This is a genomic window from Arthrobacter sp. G.S.26 (genome assembly GCF_050847375.1).
In the GTDB taxonomy this organism is placed as follows: Bacteria; Actinomycetota; Actinomycetes; order Actinomycetales; family Micrococcaceae; genus Arthrobacter.
In genome coordinates this window covers 4,127,283-4,152,322 of record NZ_CP193752.1, presented here as the reverse complement: position 1 = coordinate 4,152,322, position 25,040 = coordinate 4,127,283, and the positions used below count along the sequence as shown (strand labels likewise).

21 protein-coding genes are annotated in these 25,040 nt (G+C 64.7%); 13 read left to right on the top strand and 8 right to left on the bottom strand.

Translation table 11 applies throughout. The annotated features are described in order from the left end of the window. The first annotated feature begins 2 nt into the window (after positions 1-2). From ACRB8A_RS19050 to ACRB8A_RS18990, 13 genes are all read left to right on the top strand, one after another. Entirely contained in the window at positions 3-902 is a 900-nt protein-coding gene (locus tag ACRB8A_RS19050) for an ABC transporter permease (protein WP_050683774.1), read from the top strand. 13 nt (positions 903-915) lie between these two features. Beyond that, complete coding sequence (locus tag ACRB8A_RS19045; protein WP_050683775.1) at positions 916-2,250, top strand: sensor histidine kinase; 1,335 nt, start codon at positions 916-918, stop codon at positions 2,248-2,250. Then, the gene (locus tag ACRB8A_RS19040; protein WP_050683776.1) at positions 2,247-2,939 is read left to right on the top strand and encodes a response regulator; all 693 of its coding nucleotides are present in this window, start codon (positions 2,247-2,249) and stop codon (positions 2,937-2,939) included. Before ACRB8A_RS19045 ends, ACRB8A_RS19040 begins: the two co-directional genes overlap by 4 nt. 28 nt (positions 2,940-2,967) lie before the next feature. Beyond that, positions 2,968-4,272, top strand: a complete 1,305-nt coding sequence (locus ACRB8A_RS19035) for a M18 family aminopeptidase (protein ID WP_050683777.1) — start codon at positions 2,968-2,970, stop codon at positions 4,270-4,272. Positions 4,273-4,515: 243 nt separating this feature from the next. Next, positions 4,516-5,850: a glycosyltransferase gene (locus tag ACRB8A_RS19030; RefSeq protein ID WP_432245332.1), complete on the top strand. Its 1,335-nt coding sequence runs from the start codon at positions 4,516-4,518 to the stop codon at positions 5,848-5,850. 288 nt (positions 5,851-6,138) lie between these two features. Then, on the top strand, positions 6,139-7,911 hold the full coding sequence (locus tag ACRB8A_RS19025; RefSeq protein WP_432245331.1) for a glycosyltransferase: 1,773 nt from the start codon (positions 6,139-6,141) through the stop codon (positions 7,909-7,911). Between the two features lie 65 nt (positions 7,912-7,976). Continuing rightward, entirely contained in the window at positions 7,977-9,056 is a 1,080-nt protein-coding gene (locus tag ACRB8A_RS19020) for a glycosyltransferase family 4 protein (protein WP_162242807.1), read from the top strand. Between the two features lie 45 nt (positions 9,057-9,101). Continuing rightward, the gene (locus ACRB8A_RS19015; RefSeq protein ID WP_432245330.1) at positions 9,102-10,028 is read left to right on the top strand and encodes a glycosyltransferase family 2 protein; all 927 of its coding nucleotides are present in this window, start codon (positions 9,102-9,104) and stop codon (positions 10,026-10,028) included. A gap of 160 nt (positions 10,029-10,188) precedes the next feature. Beyond that, positions 10,189-11,100, top strand: coding sequence for a glycosyltransferase (locus ACRB8A_RS19010; RefSeq protein ID WP_082178119.1), 912 nt, complete (start codon positions 10,189-10,191; stop codon positions 11,098-11,100). Between the two features lie 73 nt (positions 11,101-11,173). After that, positions 11,174-11,932, top strand: a complete 759-nt coding sequence (locus tag ACRB8A_RS19005) for a hypothetical protein (RefSeq protein WP_157370976.1) — start codon at positions 11,174-11,176, stop codon at positions 11,930-11,932. A 9-nt stretch (positions 11,933-11,941) separates the two neighbouring features. Further along, positions 11,942-12,637, top strand: a complete 696-nt coding sequence (locus ACRB8A_RS19000; RefSeq protein ID WP_157370975.1) for a hypothetical protein — start codon at positions 11,942-11,944, stop codon at positions 12,635-12,637. Then, positions 12,634-14,079, top strand: a complete 1,446-nt coding sequence (locus tag ACRB8A_RS18995) for an O-antigen ligase family protein (RefSeq protein WP_432245329.1) — start codon at positions 12,634-12,636, stop codon at positions 14,077-14,079. The genes ACRB8A_RS19000 and ACRB8A_RS18995 overlap by 4 nt, the downstream gene beginning before the upstream one ends. Beyond that, positions 14,045-15,268, top strand: a complete 1,224-nt coding sequence (locus ACRB8A_RS18990) for a glycosyltransferase (protein ID WP_082178120.1) — start codon at positions 14,045-14,047, stop codon at positions 15,266-15,268. The genes ACRB8A_RS18995 and ACRB8A_RS18990 overlap by 35 nt, the downstream gene beginning before the upstream one ends. On the opposite strand, the gene ACRB8A_RS18985 is transcribed toward ACRB8A_RS18990, so the two are convergent. From ACRB8A_RS18985 to ACRB8A_RS18950, 8 genes are read right to left on the bottom strand one after another with little or no spacing between them, the layout of a single operon-like run. After that, positions 15,189-16,838 carry a glycosyltransferase gene (locus tag ACRB8A_RS18985; protein WP_050683785.1) on the bottom strand — a complete coding sequence of 550 codons (1,650 nt, stop codon included), beginning with the start codon at positions 16,836-16,838 and terminating at the stop codon, positions 15,189-15,191. The genes ACRB8A_RS18990 and ACRB8A_RS18985 overlap by 80 nt on opposite strands. Then, the gene (locus ACRB8A_RS18980; RefSeq protein WP_432245328.1) at positions 16,825-18,306 is read right to left on the bottom strand and encodes an oligosaccharide flippase family protein; all 1,482 of its coding nucleotides are present in this window, start codon (positions 18,304-18,306) and stop codon (positions 16,825-16,827) included. The genes ACRB8A_RS18985 and ACRB8A_RS18980 overlap by 14 nt, the downstream gene beginning before the upstream one ends. Continuing rightward, positions 18,303-19,442, bottom strand: coding sequence for a DegT/DnrJ/EryC1/StrS family aminotransferase (locus tag ACRB8A_RS18975; protein WP_056599341.1), 1,140 nt, complete (start codon positions 19,440-19,442; stop codon positions 18,303-18,305). The genes ACRB8A_RS18980 and ACRB8A_RS18975 overlap by 4 nt, the downstream gene beginning before the upstream one ends. Next, the gene (locus tag ACRB8A_RS18970) at positions 19,439-20,098 is read right to left on the bottom strand and encodes an acetyltransferase (protein WP_050683788.1); all 660 of its coding nucleotides are present in this window, start codon (positions 20,096-20,098) and stop codon (positions 19,439-19,441) included. Before ACRB8A_RS18970 ends, ACRB8A_RS18975 begins: the two co-directional genes overlap by 4 nt. Next, positions 20,095-21,249 (bottom strand): DegT/DnrJ/EryC1/StrS family aminotransferase, encoded by a 1,155-nt coding sequence (locus ACRB8A_RS18965; RefSeq protein ID WP_050683789.1) that lies wholly within the window; start codon positions 21,247-21,249, stop codon positions 20,095-20,097. The genes ACRB8A_RS18970 and ACRB8A_RS18965 overlap by 4 nt, the downstream gene beginning before the upstream one ends. Then, positions 21,246-22,241 (bottom strand): NAD-dependent epimerase/dehydratase family protein, encoded by a 996-nt coding sequence (locus ACRB8A_RS18960; protein WP_050683790.1) that lies wholly within the window; start codon positions 22,239-22,241, stop codon positions 21,246-21,248. Before ACRB8A_RS18960 ends, ACRB8A_RS18965 begins: the two co-directional genes overlap by 4 nt. Further along, on the bottom strand, positions 22,238-23,356 hold the full coding sequence (locus ACRB8A_RS18955) for a Gfo/Idh/MocA family protein (protein ID WP_432245327.1): 1,119 nt from the start codon (positions 23,354-23,356) through the stop codon (positions 22,238-22,240). Before ACRB8A_RS18955 ends, ACRB8A_RS18960 begins: the two co-directional genes overlap by 4 nt. A gap of 27 nt (positions 23,357-23,383) precedes the next feature. Then, entirely contained in the window at positions 23,384-24,976 is a 1,593-nt protein-coding gene (locus ACRB8A_RS18950; protein WP_082484244.1) for a sugar transferase, read from the bottom strand. Between the last annotated feature and the right edge of the window lie 64 nt (positions 24,977-25,040).

Sequence of the window (25,040 nt, the reverse complement as noted above, 5' to 3'; positions counted from 1 at the left end):
CGATGAGCACCACCACACAAACTTCCCCGGCCCCCACGCGCTCGGCGGCCGCCGCCCGGCACGGCCTGACCTTCGGCGGCGTGCTCCGCTCCGAATGGATCAAGCTGTGGAGCCTGATGTCCACCCGCATCCTGATCCTGCTGACCCTGGTGGCCACCATCGGCGTCGGTGTCCTGACCGCCTGGGTCCGTTACAACATCCTTGATTCCATGGTGGCCGGCGCCCGGGAACAGGGGATTGAGCCGTCGTCGGACATGCTGGAGCAGTCAATGCCGCCGGGATCAGGGCTGGACCTCTACAACCTGCCCAACGCCGGCCTGCAGGTCGGCATCCTGATCTTCGGGGCCCTTGCCGTCCTGTTCATGGCCTCTGAATACGCCACCGGAATGATCCGCTCCACCATGAGCGCCGTACCGCGCCGCACTCCGGCGTTCCTGGCCAAGGCAATCATCCTTGCCGTGGTTTCCTATGTCATCACCACGGTGGCCGGCGCAGTCACCTTCCTGCTGTCCCTGCCGATGTTCCAGGGCCTGGGGGTGGATCTGTCGTGGTCCACGGACGGTGTGATCTACAGCGTCTTCACCGGGGGCCTCTACGTGGCGGGCGTCGCTTTGATCGGACTGTCACTCGGTACCCTGCTGCGCAACTCCGCCGGCGGCATCACCGTCCTGGTGGGGATTTTCTTTGTTATTCCCATTGCCTCAGGCTTCGCTTCGCTGGTCCCGGGGGACTTCTGGAAATACGTTCCCCAGTACATCCCCAGTGAAGCCGGCGGCCGCTTCCTGGCCATCGGCGAGATCGACGCCTACATCGATCCCTGGCAGGGCGGCCTGATCTTCCTCGGCTATGTGCTGCTGTTCCTGGTCCCGGCACTGCTGGTCCTCAAGAAGCGCGACGTCTGACCGGCACCGCACCGTGAACACCGCAGGACCCGCAAAGGACGCGCCGGCCAGCCAGGCTGACGCGTCCTTTGCCGAGCTTACCGCCAGGCGGCGGGGACGCATCCGCGGCTTCCTGTACCGCCGGCCCAAAGCCATGGATGCTGTGGTTTCCGCCAGCTACACCCTGGTGGTGGCCCCCACCGTGGTGGATGCCGTCCGGTCCGGCAACTGGCTCGCGGCGGCCCTGCTGGTCGGGGTGAGCGGGGCCATGCTCCTGCGCCGCCGCTACCCTGTGGCGCTGGTGGCGCTGGTGGCGGTGGTGGAGGTTGCCGTCACGATGCTGCATCCGTGGGGCTCCAACGTTTCAGCGGGGCTCTGGTTCTCGCTGTACGCCGTTGCTGTGGTTCACAGCCGGAGGTTCGCACTCATCACGATGGCCGTTGCCACAGCGCCGCTGGCCCTGCTTTACCTCCTGGCCGCCGTTGGACCCATCGAGGAACGCCTGGTACCGGCGGCTGCTGCAGCGTCCGGTGACTTCCAGCTGATCACCAGCATTGCCACCGGCGCCACCATTGCACTGTCCAACGTCATTGCCACCGGCATCGGCATCGGCGTCCGGCAGCGGCGCGAACACGAACAGGAAGTGGCTGCCTGGGCCGCGCGGGCCGCGCAGCTGGCCTCCGTCAACGAACGGAACCGGATCGCACGCGAGATGCACGACGTTGTTGCCCACTCCCTGACGGTGATGGTCAGCCTGTCGGACGGGGCCGCCGTTGTGGTCCGGAAGGATCCTGCCCGCGCCGGCGACGTGCTGGGGGAGTTGTCCAGGACCGGACGAACAGCACTGGCGGATATGCGCCGGGTGCTTGGTGTCCTCCGGGACGACGCCGGCAAGGCAGCGCCCCGGCAGCCGCTGGCATCCGGCGACAGCCTTGCCAAACTGCTGGACGGCTTCCGGACGGCAGGCCTGCCGCTGCACTTTTCCCACACGGGCCCCGCACTGCCCGCAGATGCCGCCTTCCAGCTCACCGTGTACAGGATTGTGCAGGAATCCCTCACCAACGTGTTGCGGTACGGCAGGTCGCTGGGGCGGGTGGAGGTCAACATCGTCCGGTCCGGTGGCACGGTTACAATTGACGTGCTCGACGACGGCGCCGTCGCCCAGCCTGCCAACGAGCCTGGGCTGTCCGCCGGTTCGTTCGGTTCGGGGCAGGGCCTGGCGGGCATGGCGGAGCGGGCACGGATCTATGCGGGCACCGTTGAAGCCGGCCGCAGCAGCCGCGGCTGGCGGGTGCACGCCGTGTTGTCCTGGCCCGGAGAGCATCCCGAACTGACGAGCCGTCCCTCTGAACTGCAAGGCAAAGCATGACTGACAACGCCCTTATCTCCGTCCTGCTGGTGGATGACCAGCCGCTGCTGAGGATGGGGTTCCGCCTCATCCTCGAGGGCGAGGACGACCTGCATATTGTGGGCGAAGCCTCCGACGGCGCCGAAGCGATCCGCCGGGTTCAGGAGTTGAACCCGGATGTGGTGCTCATGGACGTGCGGATGCCCGTCCTTGACGGCATCGAGGCCACCCGCGCCATCACGGCTGCAGGCTCCTGCGCCCGGATCATCATCCTGACCACGTTCGATGTGGACGAGTACGCCTTTGCCGGGCTGCAGGCCGGAGCGTCGGCGTTCCTCCTCAAGGACGCCGCGCCGGAAGAACTCATCCACGCCGTGCGGGTGGTGGCCAGCGGGGACGCGGTGGTGGCGCCCCGGGTCACGCAGCGGCTGCTGGAGACGTATGTGCGTGGCGCTGCCCGGCCGGCGCCGGCGGCAGCGGCTCCCGATCCGCTCCTGGCCGACCTCACGCCGCGGGAGACCGAGATGCTCGAGGCCATGGCGGAAGGCCTCTCCAACGCCGAGATCGCCCACCGCTACTACCTTTCGGAGGCCACGGTGAAGACCCACGTGCGCCGGATCCTCACAAAACTCCACCTCCGGGACCGGGTGCAGGCAGTGGTTTATGCCTATGAGACCGGACTGGTGGTCCCGAGCAACCCCGACTACTGAGGGTAACGGCACCCTCTAGACTCGGTAGATGGCTATCTTTTCCTCCGCTACAGAGCACATCCAGGACCTTGGCGCCTACGTCAGCGCCTCGCCGTCGAGCTTCCACGCCGTGCACGAGGCGGGCCGGCGGCTTGAAGCTGCGGGTTTCGCCCGGCTGGATGAGCTTGAGCCGTGGGACGGGGGTGCCGGCTCCTTTTTCATCATCCGGGACGGGGCACTGATTGCCTGGGTGGTCCCCGGGAACGCCGGACCCACCACCGGGTTCAACATCCTGGGGGCGCACACGGATTCGCCGTCCTTCAAGCTCAAGCCCAAACCCACAACGGGCGCGCACGGCTGGCTGCAGGCGGGCGTGGAAGTTTACGGCGGGCCGCTGCTGAACTCCTGGCTTGACCGGGAACTGCAGCTCGCCGGCCGGCTGGTGATGCTGGACGGCACCGAACACCTCACCGCCACCGGCCCCATGCTCCGGTTCCCGCAACTGGCCATCCACCTGGACCGGGCCGTCAATGACGGGCTCACCCTGGACAAGCAGCGCCACATGAACCCGGTCTGGGGCCTGGGCGCCCCCGGCGACGTTGACCTCCTCGGCGTCCTCGCCGCCCGCGCCGGCGGTGGTTCGGTGGACCCTGCTGCCATTGGCGGGTACGACGTCGTTATTGCAGACACGCAGGCGCCCGCGGTTTTCGGCGTCAACAGTGAATTCTTTGCCTCCGGCCGGCTGGACAACCTGTCCGCCACGCACGCGGGTCTGGCGGCGCTGATGGCGCACGCCGCGGCCGCTGCCGTCCCCGGCGCTCCGATCGCCGTCCTGGCCGCCTTCGATCATGAGGAAATCGGGTCCAACTCCCGTTCGGGTGCCTGTGGACCCATCCTCGAGGACGTGCTGGTGCGCATCTCCGACGGCCTCGGGGCCACCGTCAGCCAGCGCCGGCAGGCGCTGGCGGCATCGTTCTGCGTCTCGGCCGACGCCGGGCATGCAGTCCACCCCAACTACGCCGAACGGCACGACCCCGCCAACCACCCTGTCCTCAACGGCGGCCCGCTCCTGAAAATCAACGCCAACCAGCGGTACGCCACTGACGCTGCGGGGGCCGCCTTCTGGGCCCGGCTCTGCGCCGAATCCAGCGTTCCCTACCAGGAATTTGTGTCCAATAACGTGATGCCCTGCGGGTCCACGATCGGTCCGCTGACTGCCACCCGGCTGGGAATCCGCACGGTGGACGTGGGGGTGCCGCTTCTCTCCATGCACTCGGCACGCGAACTGTGCGGCGTCGAGGACCCCCGCCGGCTGGCTGCCGTTGCGGAGCGTTTCTTCGGCACTGCCGCGTAGGGGACGGACGGCCACTTCAGGCGCTCCACAAAGATGGTGCGGATACCCACACGCACCGTGATTCCTGCTAGGAACGCCGGATCACGGTGCCTACGGTTAAAAAGTACGGATGCCCTGAGGGCATGCGGTTCCCGGTTCCGGGCCGCATGACGGTGGATACGCCACCCGCGGGACGCCGGTAACAACTACCTGAACGCGACAGACAGGCACCGGCGAGCCGGTGCTGATGGCAGGACAAGGGCAGTGCAGACCCCGATTCCCGCCGCTGCGTGGTTGTACCGCGACAATGGAGCCGAAAATGAAGTCTGCACCCGGAAAATTTTCCCGGTTTATTCCACCACGTCCCGGGCCGGCAAGGCGATGACCGGGACCCTGGGCGACCTGATCCCGCCCGACAAGCGTGTTCTGTGGGTCTCCTCGTGTGGCGGGCACCTGGCCGAACTCAAAAAGATGGCAGACCTCTATCCCGAGCTTGACTCAAGGTCCATGTGGGTCACCTTCAATACTCCCCAGGCCCGGTCCATGCTGTCAGGCCACAATGTGCAGTTCATCCCGTCAATAGGCACCCGGGATGCATGGGGGACGTTGCACACGATCCTGGCCGCATACAGGATTCTTCGCAGTGGTTCGTACCACTACGTAGTGAGCACCGGGGCGGCCGTGGCAGTTTCCTTCCTGCCGCTCGCTGCCTGGATGGGAGTCCAGGCCCTGTACGTGGAGAGCCTCGCGAGAACTCATGCCCCGTCCGCCACCGGGCGGCTCCTGCGACTTTTTCCGGGCGTCCAGACCTATACCCAGTATGAACGATGGGCGAATGACAGGTGGAAATACTCTGGATCTGTGCTGGACAACTGGGACACCCGGTTACGCGGGCGGCGCACCGCCGTCAGGAACGTGTTTGTCAGTTTGGGGACCATCCAGCCCTACCGGTTCGACCGGGCGGTCGATGCGGTCAGGGCGGTGTTGCCCGACGATTGCTCCGTAACGTGGCAGCTTGGGGCGACCTCACGCGACGACGTGCCTGGAACAACGCACAGCGAGTTGCCTTGGGAACAGATGGGGCAGCTCATCCGGGACTCGGACGCGTTTGTCTGCCACGCCGGGGTCGGATCGGTTCTGCAGGCGCTGGATAACGGCGCCGTTCCTTTGCTGGCGGTGCGTTCCGCTCGACAAGGGGAGCACGTGGATGATCACCAGGAACACTTTGCCCGGGAAATCCTGCGCCGCGGCTTAGGCAGGATTCTGCCGTTGTCCGGTGATGCGGGCGGCGCCCTGCAACAGATAGCCCAGTGGGAGCCCCTCCGGCAGGAAGAACTGGAAGCTGCCCGGGAACTTCCGCCCTTGCCGGTCCTGGAGAGCCAGCTTCGAAGTTTCCGCTACCGGGGCCCGGGGCAGGCAAAGAGAACCGCTGTTCCGGCAGCTCCGCACCGGGGGCGATCGGCGGATCCGGCAGCTGCCGTGGCGTCCACTGCCGGTACGGTAAGCGAACGGCAACTGCGTGCCGCAGGGGAGGCCGACTCCCCCGTGCCGCACCACAAAGCTCAGGCGGACTCCCACAATGTCGGCCTGCATGGCTAGTGAACGCGGGTAGCCGAGCCTACGGTTGGGAACTACAGATGCCAGCCGGAACACTGCCCCGGGTTCGGGGCCGCGGTTCCATCCCCGGCCGGCCATCAGTAACAGAATATCCAAACACCACAACCACGTGCCGGGCAGCCGGCACCTTCGGCCAGGCAGTGCAGACGCCAGGTAAGGCCGGAAGGTGATGGTGCCGCGCGCTTGGAGCAAAACATGAAGTCTGCACACGGTGAACCGCCCAGCCGGAATACGAAGCCGGATCGGCCCGCGCCGACCGGACACAACGGGTTGCCCGGTTTCACACCGGCGACGGACTATGCGGACGTTGCTGTCATCGTGGTGACGTTCAACAACGAATCCGACGTGCCACAGCTGCTGGCAAGCCTTCGCTGCGAGACTGAGGACCAGTCCATCAAGGTCATCGTCGCGGACAACTCACCGGCGCCTGCCACATTGGACGTGCTCTCCCTTCAAAGTGACGTGCTTTCGTTTTCAACGGGCGGCAATCTGGGCTACGCCGGAGGCATCAACCGGGCCATGGAGTTGGTTGGCGAAGCCGGCAGCATTCTCGTTTTGAATCCGGATCTCTGGGTGGAACGGGGTTCGATCAAGACCCTGCGGCAACGCCTGACTGACTCGGGGGCCGGCGTTGTGGTCCCCGCACTCCTTGACGCAGCCGGTGAGCTGCACCGTTCCCTGCGGAGGGAGCCGGGCCTGCTTCGCTCCCTGGGTGATGCCTTGCTGGGCAGCAGGTTCCAGGGCCGGCCCGGGTGGCTGTCAGAGACTGTTTACGACGACGGCAGTTACACTCATCCGCATCCCGTGGACTGGGCGACCGGGGCGGCTTTGCTGATAAGGCCCGACGTGGCGGCTTTGGTCGGACGCTGGGACGAACAATTTTTCCTCTATTCGGAGGAAACGGATTTTTTCCGTCGCGTTCGGCTCGGTCGTGCGGGGGTCTGGTTCGAACCGGCCGCCCGAATGCGCCACAGGGAGGGAGGCTCCGGAAGTTCCCCAGCACTCACGGCCTTGCTGGCAGTCAACCGGGTCCGGTACGCACGGAAGTACGGGCACGGAATGTATTCGACCTCCGTTCACGTCATAGTGGGCTTTGCGGAGCTTGCCAGGGCCTGGCAACCTGCGCACAGGCGGGCCTTGCACGCTGTTCTGCGTTCACGGACATGGGCCATGCTTCCGCACGCCGTTCAGTACCCTGATCCCGGACTGCCGGAAAATTTTCCCTGCGGCGCCGTTATCATTCCCGCCCATAATGAAGTGGCAGTCATCAGGCGGACGTTGGCATGCCTTGCCCGGCCCCTCGGGACCGGGAACGTCCAGGTCATTGTGGCCTGCAACGGCTGCGTCGATGGCACCGAAGCTGCAGCATCATCCGTTCCGGGTGTGGAAGTCATCCGCGTGCAGGAACCGTCGAAGGTGGCGGCCCTGAACGCCGGCGACCGGGCGGCGACGCTGTGGCCACGGATCTACCTGGACGCTGACATAGAAATCTCCGAGGAAGCCCTCCGGCTTACGTTTGAGGAGCTTTCCTCCGAGGACGCACCGTTCGCGGCCAGGCCGGCATTCCGATACGACTTCAGGGAAGCGAGCCACGCTGTGCGGTCCTACTATCGCGCGAGGAGCCGGATCCCCGGCACGTCGGCGGCGCTTTGGGGGGCGGGCGTTTACGGCCTCAGCGAACGCGGACACGATGTCCTCGGCGAGTTTCCTGCGGTCACAGGCGACGACTATTACATCGACCGGCTATATCGGGCGGACGAGAAACGCGTCCTCGACTGCGATCCGGTACTCGTTCGGACGCCGCGGTCCACAAAGGCCCTCGTGGGGACCCTCCGGCGGGTCTACCGGGGGAACAGCGAGCAGGCCGGAACCGGTCCGTCCGGTGCGCGGGACACGATGAAGGGACTGCTCCGCTCCATCCGTGGGCCGATATCGGCCGCGGACGCACTGGTCTACACCTGTTTTGCGCTGGCCGGACGAGGGGAACCACGGTCTTCACGGGCCGTGCGGTGGCATCGCGATGAAAGCAGCAGGGCTTCCTGATGCCGCGGGACGGGACGCGCGGGCCGCGCAAAGACGAAGCCGGGCAGGCTCCCAGGGTCCTGCTGGTGAAAAGCCGGGGACGATCCCGCACGGACAACGCGGAGCGGGCAATCCGGCAGCGGGCTGGCGAGGAGCCCCGCAGCCTGCTTCTGGAAGAGGTCCTCGGCTGCGACGTTCTGGACGAGTTCGAGGTGACCGGTATGGCGGGCTGGCGTGGGCGCGTCTACAAGTTCCTCCCATATTTTGTGGCCCAGGCGATGGAGGCAGCTCTTCGAAGCAGGTCTTATGACGTGGTGGTGACGTGGTCCGAGCGGCATACGGTGGCCGTTGCAGCCCTCTTTGCCTGCTTCCGGGTGCGGACCCCGCACCTTGCACTGATGTTCTGGATGTCGAAACCTTCCGTCCGTATCCCGCTCAGGATCTTTCGCTCCGGCGTCGACCGCATCATCACCTGGAGTTCCCTCCAGCGCTCCCTCGCCATCGAAAACTCCGGTTTCAGTCCGGAGGATATCGTCCTGGTCCACCACCCCGTTGACCAGGAGTTCTATCATCCGGGCAGCGATGAGCAAACCATCATCTTTTCGGCAGGGTCCACTGAGCGCGATTTCCAGACGCTCGTTGAGGCTGCCCGGGGACTCAAAATTCCGGTTCGAATTGCAGCATCCCTGGTGGTTACCCACGACGGACTCCGGACGGCCACGAAGGACGTCCGTGGTCAGTTGGGAGATTTGGCGGATCTGGAGGTTGGACCCCTGACACCGGCCGAGCTCCGGGCATCCTATGCGGCGGCGAAAGTGGTGGTTGTTCCCTTGCTCCCCTCCGACATCGATGCAGGGGTGAACGTAATCCTCGAAGGGATGGCCGCTGGGCGCCCGGTCATCGCGTCCAGGACACGAGGCCAAATTGATGTGATCCGGGACGGAGAGAACGGACTTCTGGTTCCGCCCGGCGATGTTGCCGCCCTCAGGGCCGGCATCGAGTACGTCCTCAACGACCCGGCAGCGGCGGCCGTCCTAGGGCGCAGGGCAAGGGCTTACGTCGAAGCAAACCATAGGCTCGAGGACTTCGTAGAGCAGATCCGGGAAAATACTGAGACCCTGGCGGCTACAAAGCCCCGACGGATTCTGACGATTCCCGGCAGGTGAGAAGAATCCCGGCAAACATCCGACGATATTGGATTGGAGGACTACGTGAACAGCATAAGTTTATGTATTTCGACATATAATCGAGTTGATGACCTGACCCGGTTGATTTCAAGCGCACTCATGCAGGTGCCGAAAGTTCCCATTATTGTTTATGATGATGCATCCTCGGATGCGACCGCGGAAATTGTTCGAACGCAGTTTCCGACAGTCAGTGTCATTGCGGGAAAAAATAATGTTGGACTTATAGCCGCCCGGAATATCTGCATCCGGGAGGCATCCACTCCTTTTGTTATTATCCTGGACGATGATGCCTTTTTTACTTCCCCGAAAACGGTTCAACAAACTCTCGATGACTTCAGCTCCGAACGGATCGGGGCTGTTGCCGTCCCATTCACCGAGAATGGCGTGCTTATGCAGGGTGAAACAGCCGGACCCTCGATTGGACTGGCCAGGTCCTTCATCGGCGCCGCGCATGCTGTCCGCCGGGATGCGGTCCTCGCCTGCGGCGGCCTGCGTGAATCCTACGGCTTCTACTGCGAGGAATCAGACCTGGCCATTCGGTTCCTGGCGGCTGGACTGGTTGTCAGGCACGGCTCCGCCGATCCGGTCACACACTGCCCCAACGCGGACCGTAAACCGCTGCTGCGGCGTCAACTCAGGTGGCGGAGCGAATTCCGGTTCAAGTACTGCCATACGCCGGCATTGCTTCTACTACCTGTGCTGGGCAGCCATTTGGCTCTGCTCGTGTTCCGGTGCAGCCAGTTTGGCGGCCTGGCTGCAACGCTCAAGCTCGGGTACAGCACCTGGCGGGATGTCATCAAGTCGCGGCACGAACGAAAGGGCGTGGGTTTCCGGACCTATTTCCTGTGGCGGCGGCTGTCCGAAAGCCCCCGGCTTACCCTGGGCGACATTGACGACGTGCCCGCAGTGCGCCGGGCCCTGGAAGGCAGTGACTCCTTCGCCGTTCAATGAACGGCAGGGGCACCCTGGGACAGGTCAGCACACGACAAAGTTGCTGTGGCTACCCACATTTCCAGCCCGCGGATCTGGTGGGTCCAATCCCTGAACGATAGCTTAACAAATCAGGGAGTTACCCATTTGTGCCACAGCGGAACTCGAATTGCGGTGAAGTATGGACCTGGTTGGATCTCCGGACGTCGATCACGTTCTTCTCACGCGTTTTAATCTGCCGTCAAAAGGCTACGAGGGCATTGTTCGAGCCAGGAGTGGATGGCTCCTGGAGCGTGCTGATCTCTTTGAAAAGTATTGCCTGCCCTCGGTGAGTGGACAAAGCCGAAAACCCTCCGCATGGATTATCTATCTTGATCCCGCGAGTCCCGTGTGGCTGATCGACCGCATGAAGCAGTTGAACGCCGACACGGTGTTTTCGCCGATATTCCGGAGCGAAGTCTCGCGAAGTGAGTTGCTGTCCGATATTGCCGGAGTCCTGGGATCACCGAAAGAACTGCTTCTAACCACAAACCTGGACAACGATGACGGACTGGCATGCGATTTTGTAGAGCGGCTTCAGGCGGTGGGCCCGGTTGATCGTGCAACGGCGATCTATCTCACCCGGGGATTGATCAGCGCAAGCAAAGGAATCTACCTGCACGAAGACCGGGACAATGCATTCTGCTCCGTGCTGGCGCCTTGGCCTGACGCCAGGACCTGTTGGGAGGATTGGCATAATCACCTCAAATATTCCATGCCCGTGGTCCGCCTTCGGGGTGACCCTGCCTGGCTGCAGGTGATCCATGGGACCAATGTCAGCAACCGGGTGCACGGACGACGCATCTCACCCACAGGGTTTCTGGACCGATTTCCGGTCCTGGGTCAGGATGCAAAAATTCCCACCCCAATCCAGCTTTTGGCGGACCGCGCGATTTCCGCACCGGGACGGAAAATCCGTGAATCCTTGCGCCGGTTGGCCAAGACAGTAATCCAGGGCACCTCCGGCCGGTCGCGGCTCGATGGCCTCAGGGTCTGGCGGGCAACCCTTACGGACGGTGTTCGTTCACGGGTCCTGCTCCGGAGAAATTCCTAGCCGGCTGGAGCCAGGTGATCAATCGCTGCGTTTCAAATGGAAATCTAATCGAAAGCGGTATTGGATAATGTGGTTGCGCGACATGATCTCGAGCCTGTTGCGGCGATGGTACGTCATTGCTGCACTGTTGCTGTTGACTGTTGGGCTTTGCTTGGTGGTCAAGCAGTCGTTTCCTTCAACATACCGGGCCCACGCGAGCCTGGTCCTGATGCCGCCAACTTCCACGGTGGGCCCTGAGGGGAACCCATTCCTGTTTTTGACAGGGATGGGGCAGATACTCGACATCCTCGCAGTTGAAGTATCCACAGCGGATACTGCCCCGCCGTTTGGCCAGTTATACCCTGGCATGTCCTTCGTAACCGAACCAGACCGGGGCAGCAGCGGCTCCATCATCCGTGTCACAGTGGAGGGGGATGACCCGAGCCAGGTCATTCCCGCCCTGGAAGACGTTGTTGCTCTGGTTCCAAAGACGCTGACAGCCATGCAGGATGAGCAGCGGGTACCAACCCCGTCGCGTGTTGGTTTGATGACGTTGGTGATGGATGAGACTCCGACGGAAGACGCCAAATCGAAGTCGCTGTCAGTGGCCACCGCAGCGGCGGGCGGGTTTGCACTGAGCATCCTGCTGACGGGTTTTATTGATGGCCGGATGCTGGCCCGCGATGAGCGACGCGGCGCGCCAGTCAAGGACGGCTCAGCTTCCGATCTGCGAACCTTGCGACGCGCACGAAATCACAAACATGTGGACGCTGCCGTACCTGGACCGGGCACGCGCACGCCACCGGCCATCCCCCCGGTCGAGGACCGTTTGACGGTCGACGCCAAAGGTTAGGACCAACGGGTGAGGACAAATGAGATCCCGCGGGTTTCGGCCTCAATTGGCGGGGTCCTGGGCCTGGTCTCTTTGCGGAAATGGGCGGTCGTTGTCTTGGGCCTGTCCCTGACGGCGATGTCGGCGTTTCTGCTCGCCGGAGTTGGGCGAACCTACGGAACAACAGTGGAGCTGCTTTTTGTCGAACCCGGCAGGGGTTCTGTCGTCAGTGGTTCGGATGCGGCGCTTCCGTCCCTCGTTGACTTCGCCGGAATTGTCCAGCAAAGGATTTCGGAGGAGGGCAGCGCCGTTGAGCTGCCCTCGTCCACCGCAACGCTCTACGGCAGCGGTGTCCGCAATGGATACTCCATCACCCTCCCGAATACCGGAACACAATGGGCTGTCAGCTTCTCCCGCCCGGTGCTGGCCGTCCAGGTGGTCGGACCCAGCCCCCAGCAGGTCCGCCAGACCCTGGACCAGGTGATGACCTCGGTTGAACTGGAAGCACAGGGTCTGCAGGGGGGCAAGGGGGTACCACCGGGAGGCTACATCCAGGTCACACCATCGCCGGCGGCCCCGGTAGTTGTCGACCTTGGAAGCACCAAGCTGGGCCGCACCAAGGCAGCCCTGGTTATCGGACTGCTGGGACTGACCCTCACCGCATTTTCCGCCAGCCGGATCGACCGCTGGCTCACGGCTTACAAACCGCGCTGGAGACACCCATGAGCGGTCAACAGCACGGCCGGCGGCGCACCCCGCGCGGGCAGGGGCTTACGCTCCGGCCCCCGGCGCGGTTTGATGCAGTGGATGTGCTGACGATTGGCATGATCCTGAGCTGCGCCATTCCGTCCAACCTGACCATCTCGGCACTTGGTTCAATCGGCAGACCCGGTCTTTTGTGGTTTCTTGGAGCGCTGTTGTGGTGGGGATGGCAACAAGTACAGCGGCCCTTTCCGCTTTTTGGCGGTAGTCAGCCGGCCCGCCGTTCACTGTTTATGTTCCTGTGTGCCGTTGCGGTCACTTATGCCGTCGCTAACTTTGCCGGGTTGGCCCCCGATGAGGCGCGTGCTGCTGACACCGGGTTGCTGCGGGCACTGAGTTGGGCCGGTCTCTTCCTTCTAGCCAACGACGGAGTGATTGACCGCGGAAAACTCCTGGTCCTGCTGGACCGGGTTGTGCTGCTGGGAACGGCGATGGCCACACTGGGACTTGTCCAGTTCGTGACAGGACAGTCTTTTGTCTCCGCCATTTCCATCCCTGGCTTCAGCGAAGGAGTTGCCGCTGACAGCATCCATCTCAGGGCGGGTTTCCTGCGCGCCGCCGGTACAGCGACCCACCCGCTCGAGTACGGCGTGGTGCTGTGCATGTCCCTTCCCATCGCCGTGACTCTTGCCCTGAACGAACTTAAAGGCAGGAGCATCTTCCGCTGGATCTGTGTGGGAATAATTCTGGCGGCAGTTGCCCTTTCGGTTTCACGTTCGACGTTCATAGGCGTTGCCGTTGTTCTGATCGTGCTGCTCCCGAGTTGGTCCAGGACCTTACGCCTCCGGGCACTTCTTGTGTTCATGTTCGCCGGCGTCGCCGTGTACTTCCTGGTGCCGGGCATGGTGGGAACGGTGCGCGGCCTGTTCGAGGGGCTCTCCGGAGATTCAAGTACCCAATCCAGAACTGACAGTTATGGAGTTGTGCTGGAACTGGCCATCAGGAACGGGATTCTGGGGCGCGGTTTCGGTACGTTCCTGCCCAAGTACAGGATCCTTGATAATGAGTACCTGCTTATGCTGATTGATTCCGGCTTCCTGGGGCTGTTCACCTTCCTGCTGTTTATGCTCAGCGGCCTCTATTGCTGTTTCCGCGCCCGGGCGCTCCTGACGGACCCGCTGCTTTCCAGGCTGAGTATCGCTGTAGCCTCAGCACTCACTGCTGCCGGAGTGATGTTTGCCTTCTTTGACGCTTTGAGCTTTCCCATGGCCGGCGCATTCCTGTTCCTGATGCTTGGCATCGCCGGTGCTTTGTGGCGCATTGCGAGGAATGAGAAAGCCTCAACCGTGGTACTGCAGCTCCCACGAACAGACCCGATCCCTGAGCGGCGGTCGGTATGGCCGCTTCCGGGTGATGCACCCCTAAACCCGGATGAGGAGCGAGATCTTGATGTTGCCAAGCACTGAAGTGGGAGTACGCACACCGGTATCCATTATTTGTGTCTTCAATAGTCCGGACGTGCTCAGGGAATGCCTGACGGCGTCTGTGCACTCGGGATTGCCTGCGGCGCCGGATACCGAGTACCTGCCGGTTGACAATACGGCCGGTCAATTTCCTTCCGCCGGCGCCGCCCTCAATCACGGTGCGCGCCTGGCGGCCAACGACGTGGTGGTCTTTGTGCACCAAGACGTCTTCCTCCACTCCCTTGTTGCTCTGGAGGCCGCGGCGGGACTCCTTATGCGTGACACCTCGACGGGCATTGCCGGCGCAACAGGAGTAACACGTGACGGCAGGCAGCTTGGACTGATCCGCGACCGCGTGGTCTTTTCCGGCGAACCCCTCTCGGGGTTGACCGATGTGGACACCCTTGACGAGGTACTTTTTATGGCCCGGCGGCAACAAATCCTCCGCCACCCGCTCGCTGAAGTCCGTGACCTTTCATGGCACGCCTATGCGGTGGAGTACTGCGTCCGCATGCGGTCCCTGGGACTGAGGGTGTCGGCGGCCCCGATTCCATTGACCCACAACAGCCTCTCCACCAACGTGGACCTGCTGGCCGAAGCGCATGACTGGATCGCCAAGGCTTACCCGGAGCAGTTGCCGGTGGTTACCACGTGCGGCACCGTCCAGGCGCGGATGAAGGCCCCCGGAGTCCTTGCACGCATGGTGGGCACCCAGAAATGGCGGTATCGATGGCTTCGGGAATCACTGGCCGCCCACCGGCTCCGCAACGGTGCGCCGGCGGATGCCCCGACTGTACTTGGCGACATCCGCTGGGACATCGATTCCATCTGTTCCGCGGCGGATCTTGCCGAGGCGTATGTCATCAGTGCAGTGCCCGCTGGGGCAGGCCTTTCCGCCATCAGCTGTGCCGTGGAGCTGCCCCGCAGGAATGTGACGTTCAGGTTCGAGACCGCGGATCAGGCGTCACTGGTCCCGCTGGTTGCATCACAACCACTGGACCGTACAGTCGTTGTGACAAATGCGGGCTTTGCCGCTGTGGGCGAGGTTGCAGGTGCGTTGGCCGGCCGGAAGGTCCTTCTCGGGTTCGACGGTGACATCGGTGCGTGGCTTCTTACCGGACCTGGCGTCGACGCAGCGGTAGCAGGCTATCGTGGACGGCGGGCAACGCCGTTTGCCATGCGGGCGGGCTGAGCCGGCGCCGGGTATCTGCGATCCCGGCACGGACCCATTCCGGCAGCAGCCGCCAGGGCCCCAACTGCTGGGACTTCCGCAATGCCAACCAGTGCCGGATCCGCCCGGCAGGCCCGCGCAGGGTGAGAACGTCGGCCGCTGCGGCTCCAACGCCCGAAAAACCTGTCCTGCTTTGGATCATGCCTACCAGCTGATCCAATGGTCCGTCCTGCCAAGGCGTCGCCCCCGTCACGACGGACGTACCGGCAGCCCGGGCTTTGGTGTAGATGGCGGATACCGTCTCCGCCCAGGCAGCTGGACTGTGGCCGGCAAGAACCGCCTCCCGGCTCGCTGTACCCCGGGCGGCCCTTAACGCGGGAGAGTCGGCCAGCGCCGCAAAGGTCTCAATGAACTCCTGCTCGGTTGCCGGGCTGAACAGCTCCTTGACCATGCCGGGCGAATCGGAGCCAAGTACCGCACACTCTTCCGGGTGGCCCCGGAAGGTCACCAGCGGCAGGCCATGCGCGCCGGCCTCCAGCAGGGAGGTCAGCGACGAAAACGGATAGGAATCAAGGTAAACGTCCGCAACGGACAGGAGGCCCTGCACCTCGGGAAGCCGGCCGAGGGCCCGGATCCGGCCACCGCTTGCCCCCGCAGCCTCCAACCATTGGCCTTCGGCGGCCGGACCGGCAACCAGGAGCCGCATTTCGGGGCGGTGCCGAATCAGGGCGGAGAAGAGCCCGATCAGGGATTCCTGGCCCACCGCACTGTATTTACTGCCTGCTGCCGCTGAAACAACCAGCAGTTCGCCGTCCGCCACTCCAAGCCGCAACCGGGCTGCCGAGCGTTGGAAGCCGTCAAGCCCCCCGGCAGGGGACAGCTCAAGCGGCCGGTTCGCCACCATGCACCGCTCAGGGGCTATTCCCCTCCGGCTGACGCTCAGGTCCCGGCCGCTTTGGCGCAGATTCATTGTCACGGTGGCGGCGGATGTACCAACCCAGAAGACGTGGTCTGCGTGGTTCACGTAAACCGCGGGCGGCGATCCCTCGAGCCCGAGGGCGAGGGCGGGCACCACATCGTACGGATGGGCGTGGACTATGACCACGTCGGCGGCACGGACGAACCGGCGCAGGGCCGCTGCCCGTCTAAGCAGGCCCCCGGGTCGACGGTCCAGCAGGAGCACATCGCTGGAATCGGGGAGATGAGCCGTGACTTTGGCCGGTATCTGCGCCATTCCCTGCCGCGTGAGCACCAGCTTGTGGCTTGACAGCGGATCTTCACGAATCCAGCGTGCGATGGACTGGGTATGGCCACCCGTGCCGTAGAGCTGGGTGGCCACGTGAACAATCACCTGCCGGCCCGGGGCCGCTGATTCCGGCCGCCCAACCGCGGCCGGAACGGAGGTTCTGATCCGGCTGATGAGGTCTTCAAGTTCCTTGCTGGCGAAAAGTCCCGCATGGTCGGTCCACGCGAAGCGGGCAGCCAGCTGCGCCTGGACTGCCGCGCGCTCCCAGGCTCCGGAATCCGCAAATGCTGCCGCGCTGCGAACGAGCTGGCAGAAGGTTTCCCTGTTCTGACTAGTCGTCGTCAAGGCCCCCGCTCCGTCCCATCGCCTTGAGCATCGAAATATCGGCACGTTTGATCCACAGCAGGCCAGCCATCATAGCGATGGCCGCAGCCGCTGAAATGAGTTGGGCGAACGGCGGTTGCAGTCCGGCCCTCTCCACAAGTATGGCGAAGCCGGACAGCAAGGCTGAACAGAGCGCCGGAAGCCAGCCTTGGCGCAGCATCCTGGCGGGTCCGATACCGGCCGTCCGCAACCGCCACAGATAGATGGGAAGCACCACGGCTGCCGCAACCAGGAACTGTGCCCTGGCAATCCCGGCAATCCCGTCAGCAGCGCCCAGGAGGAGAGCCGGCACCAGGGCCACGAGCCAGCACACCTGGATAGTGAGGATGGAACCGGTGAGACCCACCACCACCAGGTAGTCATAAATCAATTCAAAGAAAATACGCAGGCCCGCCAACATGGCGAGCCAGGTAAGGGCGGCCGCGGCTCCTGCCCAGGCGTCGCCATACACAAACTGGACAATGGGCCCGGCCTGGATTGCGAGCAGGGTAACGGCCGGGAAGGTTACGGCCGTCAGGACACCTGTCAGGGCGGTGACTGTCGCCCGCATCCTCGGCGGGTCGTGCTGGAGCCGGGCCAGGGCAGCGGGTGCAACACTTCGCAGCGGCTGTGACAGGACGGAGACCGGCCAGCTGGCCAGGTTGAAGGCGAGGACATACAGGCCCAGCATGGTGGGGCCGAGGAGATTGCCGATCACCAGCTGATCAAAATAGCCCAGGCAAAAGACGATGATGCTGGTGCCGGCAAGCGGCAGGCCGAACCCGAGCAGGGGCTTCAGAAGCTTCCTGTCGAGGCCTGCACGCAGTGGCAGCGGTGACTTGACCACAAACATGATGCCGGAAACCACAGTTCCGGCCAGGCGTCCGATGGCCAGGCTCATGGCCCCGAATCCCGCGAGTGCGAGAACGATGGATATAACGGCGCCCAGCCAGACATTCACCTGGTCGATGGCCATTTTTGTTTTCTGGTCAAAGCTGCGCTGCAGGAGAGCGGCAGGTGTTGCGACGACGCCACTGATGGGGACGCAGCAGACCATCAGGCGAACGACGCCGGCGGCATCCGGATCGCCCATGGCAGCCGCAAACCAGGGTGCCGCCCACAGCCCTGCCAGGCAAAAGAGGCAACTGCTCAGGATTGAAATTGTGGTCACCGTAGGTGCGATATCGGCGGGATCACCCGGCCAGCGGACGATCGCCAGGCTAACGCCGAGCTCATTGAATGTCAGGACTGCAAGCAGCGCGACCATGGCGACCGCGAAAGTGCCGTAGGAATCCGGACCAAGGATCCGGGCAAGCAGGATTCCGATCCCCAGGGTTCCCAACTTGGCAACGCCGGTATTGAGCAGGCTCCACGCCAGGGCAGCAGAGGCTCCCGGTGCTTTGGCGGTAACCGGCGAAGCCGTTCCCGGCCCTTGCACCGGGGCGGTCATAGACTGCTCCGGACTGCTTTCAGGGCGTCGGCCACCCGCTCCTGCTGGTCCGGCGTGATGTGCGGGAACAGGGGGAGGGACAGGATCCGGCCGGCGGCTTCCTCGGCGACAGGAAAGGACCCCGGCCCCCGGCCATCGCCCGCGTACGCACCGCTCAAGTGAACGGGAACGGGATAGTGGATGCCGGCCTGGATCCCCCGGGCGAGCAGGCCGGCAAGCACGGTATCCCGGTCCGGGACCCGGACCACATAAAGATGCCAGACGTCGGTGTTGCCGGGCGCTTCCGCGGGCAGTTCCACACCCGGGATGTCGGCCAGCAGGCACGCGTACCGCTCGGCTGCAGCACGCCGCAGGAGGTTCCACTCCTGCAGCCGGGCCAGTTTCGCTTTCAACACCACCGCCTGGACGGTGTCCAGGCGGGAGTTGATCCCCACCACGTCGTGGCGGTACTTGACGGAGCTTCCATGAGCGCCCAGCAGCCGGACATGCGCGGCCACGTCCGGATCGTTGGTCAGGACCCCGCCTGCGTCACCCGCAGCGCCGAGGTTCTTTCCCGGATAGAAACTTGTGCCCGCGGCCAGCCCCAACGTGCCGGCGGAGCGGCCGAACCGGGTGGCGCCCTGGGCCTGGGCGGCGTCCTCAATGATCACCGCCCCGCACGACGCGGCGACGGGAAGCAGCTGTTCCACAAACGCCGTCTGCCCGAAGAGATGGACAGGGACGATGGCCTGGGTGCGTCCCGTCACGGCGGCAGCCGCGGCGGCCGGGTCCATCAGGAGGTAGCGGGCGTCCACATCCACGGGGACGGGAACCGCCCCGATCCTGCTGACAGCCTCCGCTGTGGCAATGAACGTATTGGCCGGCAGGATGACTTCGCCGCCTGGCCCCACGCCACCTGCCCGCAGGGCCAGCTCAAGGGCCTCGGTGCCGTTGGCGACGCCTACGCAGTGCCGGGCACCCGTAAATCGGGCGTAGCCGGACTCAAAGTCCGCCACGGCTGTGCCGCCCACAAACGCGGCCGTCGCAAACACCCCGGCCAGTTCGGCCATTACGACGTCGTGGACCTCCGCCTGCTGCGCGGCCAGGTCCACCAACGGAACGATTGCCGGCGCCGAGACTTCCAATCCCGCGCTCACGGTGCCCCCTTGAACAGGAAACTGTCCTTGTCGATTTCCCGGGCGGGCACACCCACCCACGTTTCGCCGTCGGGTACGTTGCTGAGGACAGCGGCGCCCATCCCCACAGTTGCGTACGCACCCACGGAAACCCGTTCCCGGACGCTGGAATTCATACCGAGGTAGGCTGCCCGGCCCACCCGGACGCCGCCGCCCAGGGACACGCCGGCGGCAAACGTGGCGAAGTCTGCCACGTCGTCGTCGTGCGTAAACGTCACAGACGGCATCACCACCACATGTGAACCCAGGGTGACAGCGGCGGTGAGGGTGACGTTGCGCAGCAAAATGCTGCCCCGGCCGATCCTGCAGTCTTCGGGATACTGCACCGACGGGTCGATGGCGGTGGCGTAGCGGGCCTCGTTGAGGCCCATGGCGGTAAGCCGGTCCACCACCGCCTCCCTGGCCCTTCCCGAACCGATGCACACCAGCACAAAGGCATGGGTGTATTTTGCTGCCTCGTCGATGGTTCCAAGGACCGGCGCGCCATCCACGGTAACGCCCGCCATTTCCCGGTCATCGTCCAGGAGCCCAACGACGTCGTACTGCCCGCTGCTGCGCACCATGGCCAGGACCTCCCGGGCCAGGCCGCTGGCAGCGATCAGAATCAGCTCGCTCATGTGGCCGCCGCCCGGATGGTGCTGATAATGCGGCCGAGTCCTTCGTCGCTGAGGTCATGGAAGACAGGCAGGATCAGTGTCCTGTCATTTAGCCGTTCCGTGTGCTGCAGGCTGGCGTTGCCTCCGTCCCGCCAGCGGTAGGCCGGCTGGCGGTGCGCGGCCATGATGCCGCGCCGTGCAGAAATCCCGGCGTCAGCCAGCTTTTCCATCAGCCCCTCCCGGCTGGTGGCGAAGGAGGGCAGGACCTCGATCCAGAAGGACTGGTAATTAGTGGTGCCGTAGGGCGGATCGGAGACCAGCCGCAGTCCCCGCAGGCCCGCCAGCCCGGCCACGTAACGGGAAGCGATGTCACGGCGCCGCTGCAGGATTTCGGGCAGCCGGCCGAGTTGGACGATGCCGACGGCCGCCTGCAGGTCCGTCATCCTGTAGTTGAAGCCCACTTCAAGGTAAACCTCCGGCGGGGCCAGGACGGAGCCGTGCCGGTCGGTGGCGGACACGCTCATGGAATGCTCCCGCAGGGTCCGTGCCCTGGCCGCCCAGTCGGCCCGGTTGGTGGTCAGCATGCCACCCTCGCCGGTAGTGAGGATTTTCCGGGGATGGAACGACCACACCGCGATGTCCGCGCGGGTGCCCACCGGTTTTCCCTTGTACGTGGAACCCACCGCGCAGGCTGCGTCCTCGATGACGGTGATTTCGTGCCTGTCGCAGAGCTCCCTGATGGGGTCAAGGTCCAGTGGTACCCCACCCTGGTCCACCACAATCACCGCGCGGGTGTCCAGGGTGAGGGCGGCGTGGATGGTTTCGGCCGTGACGTTGCCTGTGGCCGGATCAACGTCACAAAAGACCGGCCGCGCTCCCACATACGTGACGGCGTTCGCGGTGGCAATGAAGGACAGTGACGGGACCAGGACATCGTCGCCCGGCCCGATCCCGGCCACGACCAGGGCCAGGTGCAGCGCCGTGGTGCAGCTGGAGGTTGCCACCGCATGGCGGACGCTTTGCCCGGCAGCGAAAAGGGTTTCGAACTCCTTGACTTTGGGTCCCTGGGCCACCCAGCCGGATGCCACCACGTCGGCCAGGGCCTTCGCTTCCTCTTCGCCCAGCAGGGGCTTCATCACGTTGATCCGCGCGAGGACTGCTTCCTGGCTCATGACAACCCTGCCTTCCTTGCTGCGGCGATTTCGTCCCGGAGCGGGGCCCACCACGCGACCAGGCCGCGAAGGCCCTCTTCCAGCTCCACTTCGGCTTTGAAGCCCAGGTCGCGTGCTGCGGCTGTCGTGTCGGCCAGCCGGCGCACCACGCCGTTGACCTGGCGTTCGGGGCCATGTTCCACGGCCAGGCCGGAGTCCATGGCCCGCAGCAGCGCCTGGGCCATTTCCAGGAGGCTCGTTTCAGTTCCGCTCGCCACGTTGTAGACGCCGGTGGTGACGCCGCTTCCGGCCGCTAGAACGTTGGCCCGGGCCACGTCCGCGGTGTGGATGAAGTCCATGGTCTGTTGGCCGTCGCCGAAAATCAGCGGCGGCCTGCCGTCCTTGATCCGCTCCATCCAACGCACCAGGACCTCCGTGTACAGGCCGTGGACGTCCATTCGGGGGCCGTAGACGTTGAAGTAGCGAAGCATCACGCAGTTCAGTCCGGTCATGGCGCTGAAGCTCCTGGCCATGCCCTCGTTGAAGGATTTGGCGGCACCGTAGAACGTGTCGTTGTTGGCGTGGTGGTGCCGTTCGGTGGTGGGGAACTCCTCCGCCATCCCGTAGACGGAAGCACTGGAGGCGGCCACGAGTTTGTCCACCTTGTGTTCCGCGGCGGCCTCCATCACGTTGAAGGAGCCGTCCACCAGGACTTCCAGGGCGAGGCGCGGCTCCTCGGCACACTGCGTGATCCGGATGGCGGCCTGATGGAACACCAGGTCCTTGCCCCGGCTCAGGTCATGCACCAGGTCCCGGTCCGAGATAGTGCCCTCCACGAGCTCCACCTGGCCGGAGGACAAGGCGCCAGAGAGGTTGGCCCGGCGGCCGCGCACCAGGTTGTCCAGAACGTCCACCCGGCCCACCCCGGCCGCCAGCAGCTGGTCCACCAGGGTTGATCCGATGGTGCCCGCGCCGCCTGTCACCAGGACATCCGCACCCTCAAGATTGGTCACCGGGCACGCTCCGCGCCGGCATCCGCCAGGCCGGACCCCTCAACCTGTGATGCCTGGCCGGACCGGCTCAGGCTCCTGGTTACCGCTTCGAGTACGGACAGGACCCGGAGCCCGGAGGCGCCGCCGGTGCGGGCCGGGCGGCCGCTGCGGATGCAGGTGGCAAGTTCCTCCACCACCTGCGAGAGGGCTTCGCGCTCCGGAAGCGCCGGGGACCAGGTGTCACCGAGCCGGTAGGATACCGCCGTGGACGTTTTTTCACCGATGGACTGCGGCTGCCGGTCAAGGCTTACGCCGCGGTCATAGACACTGAGCCGCTGCTGCGGGTTGAGGTCGTCCCAGACCAGCGTGCGCTGGGAGCCGCCAATCACCATTTGCCGGATCTTGGTGGGGCTGAGCCAATTGACGTGCACGTGGGCGGTGGCATCATTGGCGAGGCGGAAGTTCAGGTGTCCCACGCAGTCACGGCCGGTGCCCAGCGGATCGGCTCCGAACGCCGAGACTTCACTGGGGTTCAGTCCGCCCGGCAGGATGAAGTCCAGGATGGACAGGTCATGCGGCGCCAGGTCCCAGAACACGTCCACGTCCGGCTGGACCAGTCCCAGATTGATGCGCGTGGAATCCACGTACAGGATGTCCCCCAGGGAGCCGCTCTGCACCAGTTCCTGCATCTTAAGCACGGCAGGTGTGTAGCAATAGGTGTGGTCGGCCATCAGCACCAGGCCGTTCGCCTCCGCGGTCTCCACCATTTCCACCCCGTGGGCCCGGCTGTCCGCGAGGGGCTTTTCCACCAGGACGTGCTTGCCGGCCCGCAGCGCCGTCATCACGGTCCCATAGTGGGTGCGCGCCGGCGTCGCGATGGCCACGGCATCCACGTCGAATGTGTCCAGCAGCTCGTCCAGGCTTTCCACCACGGGGATCTCGCCCAGCGACGCGGCGAGTTTCCGGGCCCGCGCAAGGTCCAGGTCGCAGATGGCCACCAGGTCCCAGTCGGGGCTCGCCTGCAGGTTGCGGGCCAGGTTCGGTCCCCAGTAGCCGGCGCCAACGACGGCGATCCGGAGTTTCCTGCCCTGCTGCCGGTGGGCGGGGGCTGGTGATGGGGTAGCAGCTGCGGTCATGGCGGTTTCTTTCCCGGAGATGGATTGTTAGTAAGCGCCGGACGGCCGGATCACTGCCCGGAAAGTCCGCCAAAGAATAAGGAGGTCACCGGCGATGGACCAGTTTTCGACGTAGTACAGGTCAAGCCGGACGGCTTCATCCCAGGCGAGGTCCGAGCGTCCGTTGATCTGCCACAGGCCGGTGATGCCGGGCTTGATCAGCAGCCGGCGCCGGGTGTGGTGCTCGTAGGCCCCTACTTCCCGGTCCAGCGGCGGGCGGGGACCCACCATGCTCATGTCGCCGAGCACCACGTTCCACAGCTGCGGCAGCTCGTCCAGCGAGTACTTGCGCATCCACCGTCCGCAACGGGTCACCCGGGGATCGTCCCGCATCTTGAACAGCACACCCGCACCCTCGTTCTGCTGGCCAAGGTCAGCCAGCCGGGCCTCGGCGTCCACCACCATGGAGCGGAACTTGAACATGCCGAACACCTTGCCGTCCTTGCCGATCCGCTCCTGTCGGAACAGCACCGGCCCGGGGCTGTCCAACCGCACAATAAGTGCCAGTGCCAGCAGGATGGGGGAGAGGGCCAGGAGGGCGCCCAGCGCGGCGGCGGCGTCCATGGCCCGCTTGAGCACATGCTTGGCCCCGGAATACTGCGGGATGTCCACGTGCATCAGGGGCAGTCCCTCGACGGGCCGCCAGTGGATGCGGGGGCCCGCAACGTTGGTCAGGGTTGCCGCGAGGATCAGCTCCGCTGATGACTCCTCAAGCTTCCAACCCAGTTCACGGATGAACCGGTTGCCGCCCGGCAGGGGACCGGCGACAATCACCGAGTCCGCGTCGGACAGCCGGACCGTCCGGGCAATGTCATCGGTCGAGGAAAGGACCGGGACCGTGCTGTCCTCGACCCGGAAGATCCCGCCACGGCGGGCCCCGGGGAGGCAGACACCCAGGATGTCGTAAACGGCTCCGGACTTCCTGCGGACCTGCTGCACCACGTAGCGGACGTCCTCGGGGTCCCCCACAACGATGGCCCGGGAAAGATGCCGGCCCTTGGCCTTTTCTGCCGTGAGCCTGCGGCGGAACACCCACCGGTTCAGGGTCAGGGCGGCGAGCCCCAGCGGCAGGGAAACGGTGACGAAGGCGTCGGCCCCGTCGACGGAGAAAACCACGGCTGCGATGGCCATCAGGCCGAAGATCCGCACAGTGGCCGAGGCAACCCGCTTGTATTCGTCGGCACCGATGCCCAGGACCTTGGAGTCCCTGGTCCGGTACATTTCCAGCGCCACCAGCCAGGCCACCGCCACACCCATGGCCGTCACGGTGGCGGCCCGGTTCGCCAGGCTGTCCGGCGCCGCGCCCGTCACCACGTAGCCGAGGTAGACGGCGGCCACCACCAGGACCGTGTCGGCGCCGCGGATCAGGTTCAGGTGCGTCGAGATCCACGCTGCTGCAGCTTTCCGTCCGGTGGCCTTCGCCACGCCGAGGGCGGGACCGCTGGTTGGCGGCCGCAGAATCCGGGTTCCTGCGGTTTCCGCCGCCGCCAACCGCGGAGTTGACGTCCGCTGTGCAGCAACCGACGCAACAGGCCAGCTAAAAGCTGCACGTCCGGTTCGGGCTACTGGTATTTCTGCCATAGTGAACCTTTCCGGCGTATCCGCCTTTTGAGTTGGCCATGAGGAAAAATTAGCTGGGAAAAGC

Excerpts from the sequence above, each read along its gene's own strand:
- ACRB8A_RS19050 (WP_050683774.1), top strand. The coding sequence starts at position 3 with ATGAGCACCACCACACAAACTTCCCCGGCCCCCACGCGCTCGGCGGCC.
- ACRB8A_RS19040 (WP_050683776.1), top strand. The coding sequence starts at position 2,247 with ATGACTGACAACGCCCTTATCTCCGTCCTGCTGGTGGATGACCAGCCG.
- ACRB8A_RS19035 (WP_050683777.1), top strand. The coding sequence starts at position 2,968 with ATGGCTATCTTTTCCTCCGCTACAGAGCACATCCAGGACCTTGGCGCC.
- ACRB8A_RS19010 (WP_082178119.1), top strand. The coding sequence starts at position 10,189 with ATGGACCTGGTTGGATCTCCGGACGTCGATCACGTTCTTCTCACGCGT.
- ACRB8A_RS18995 (WP_432245329.1), top strand. The coding sequence starts at position 12,634 with ATGAGCGGTCAACAGCACGGCCGGCGGCGCACCCCGCGCGGGCAGGGG.
- ACRB8A_RS18990 (WP_082178120.1), top strand. The coding sequence starts at position 14,045 with ATGAGGAGCGAGATCTTGATGTTGCCAAGCACTGAAGTGGGAGTACGC.
- ACRB8A_RS18980 (WP_432245328.1), bottom strand. The coding sequence starts at position 18,306 with ATGACCGCCCCGGTGCAAGGGCCGGGAACGGCTTCGCCGGTTACCGCC.
- ACRB8A_RS18970 (WP_050683788.1), bottom strand. The coding sequence starts at position 20,098 with ATGAGCGAGCTGATTCTGATCGCTGCCAGCGGCCTGGCCCGGGAGGTC.
- ACRB8A_RS18965 (WP_050683789.1), bottom strand. The coding sequence starts at position 21,249 with ATGAGCCAGGAAGCAGTCCTCGCGCGGATCAACGTGATGAAGCCCCTG.
- ACRB8A_RS18955 (WP_432245327.1), bottom strand. The coding sequence starts at position 23,356 with ATGACCGCAGCTGCTACCCCATCACCAGCCCCCGCCCACCGGCAGCAG.
- ACRB8A_RS18950 (WP_082484244.1), bottom strand. The coding sequence starts at position 24,976 with ATGGCAGAAATACCAGTAGCCCGAACCGGACGTGCAGCTTTTAGCTGG.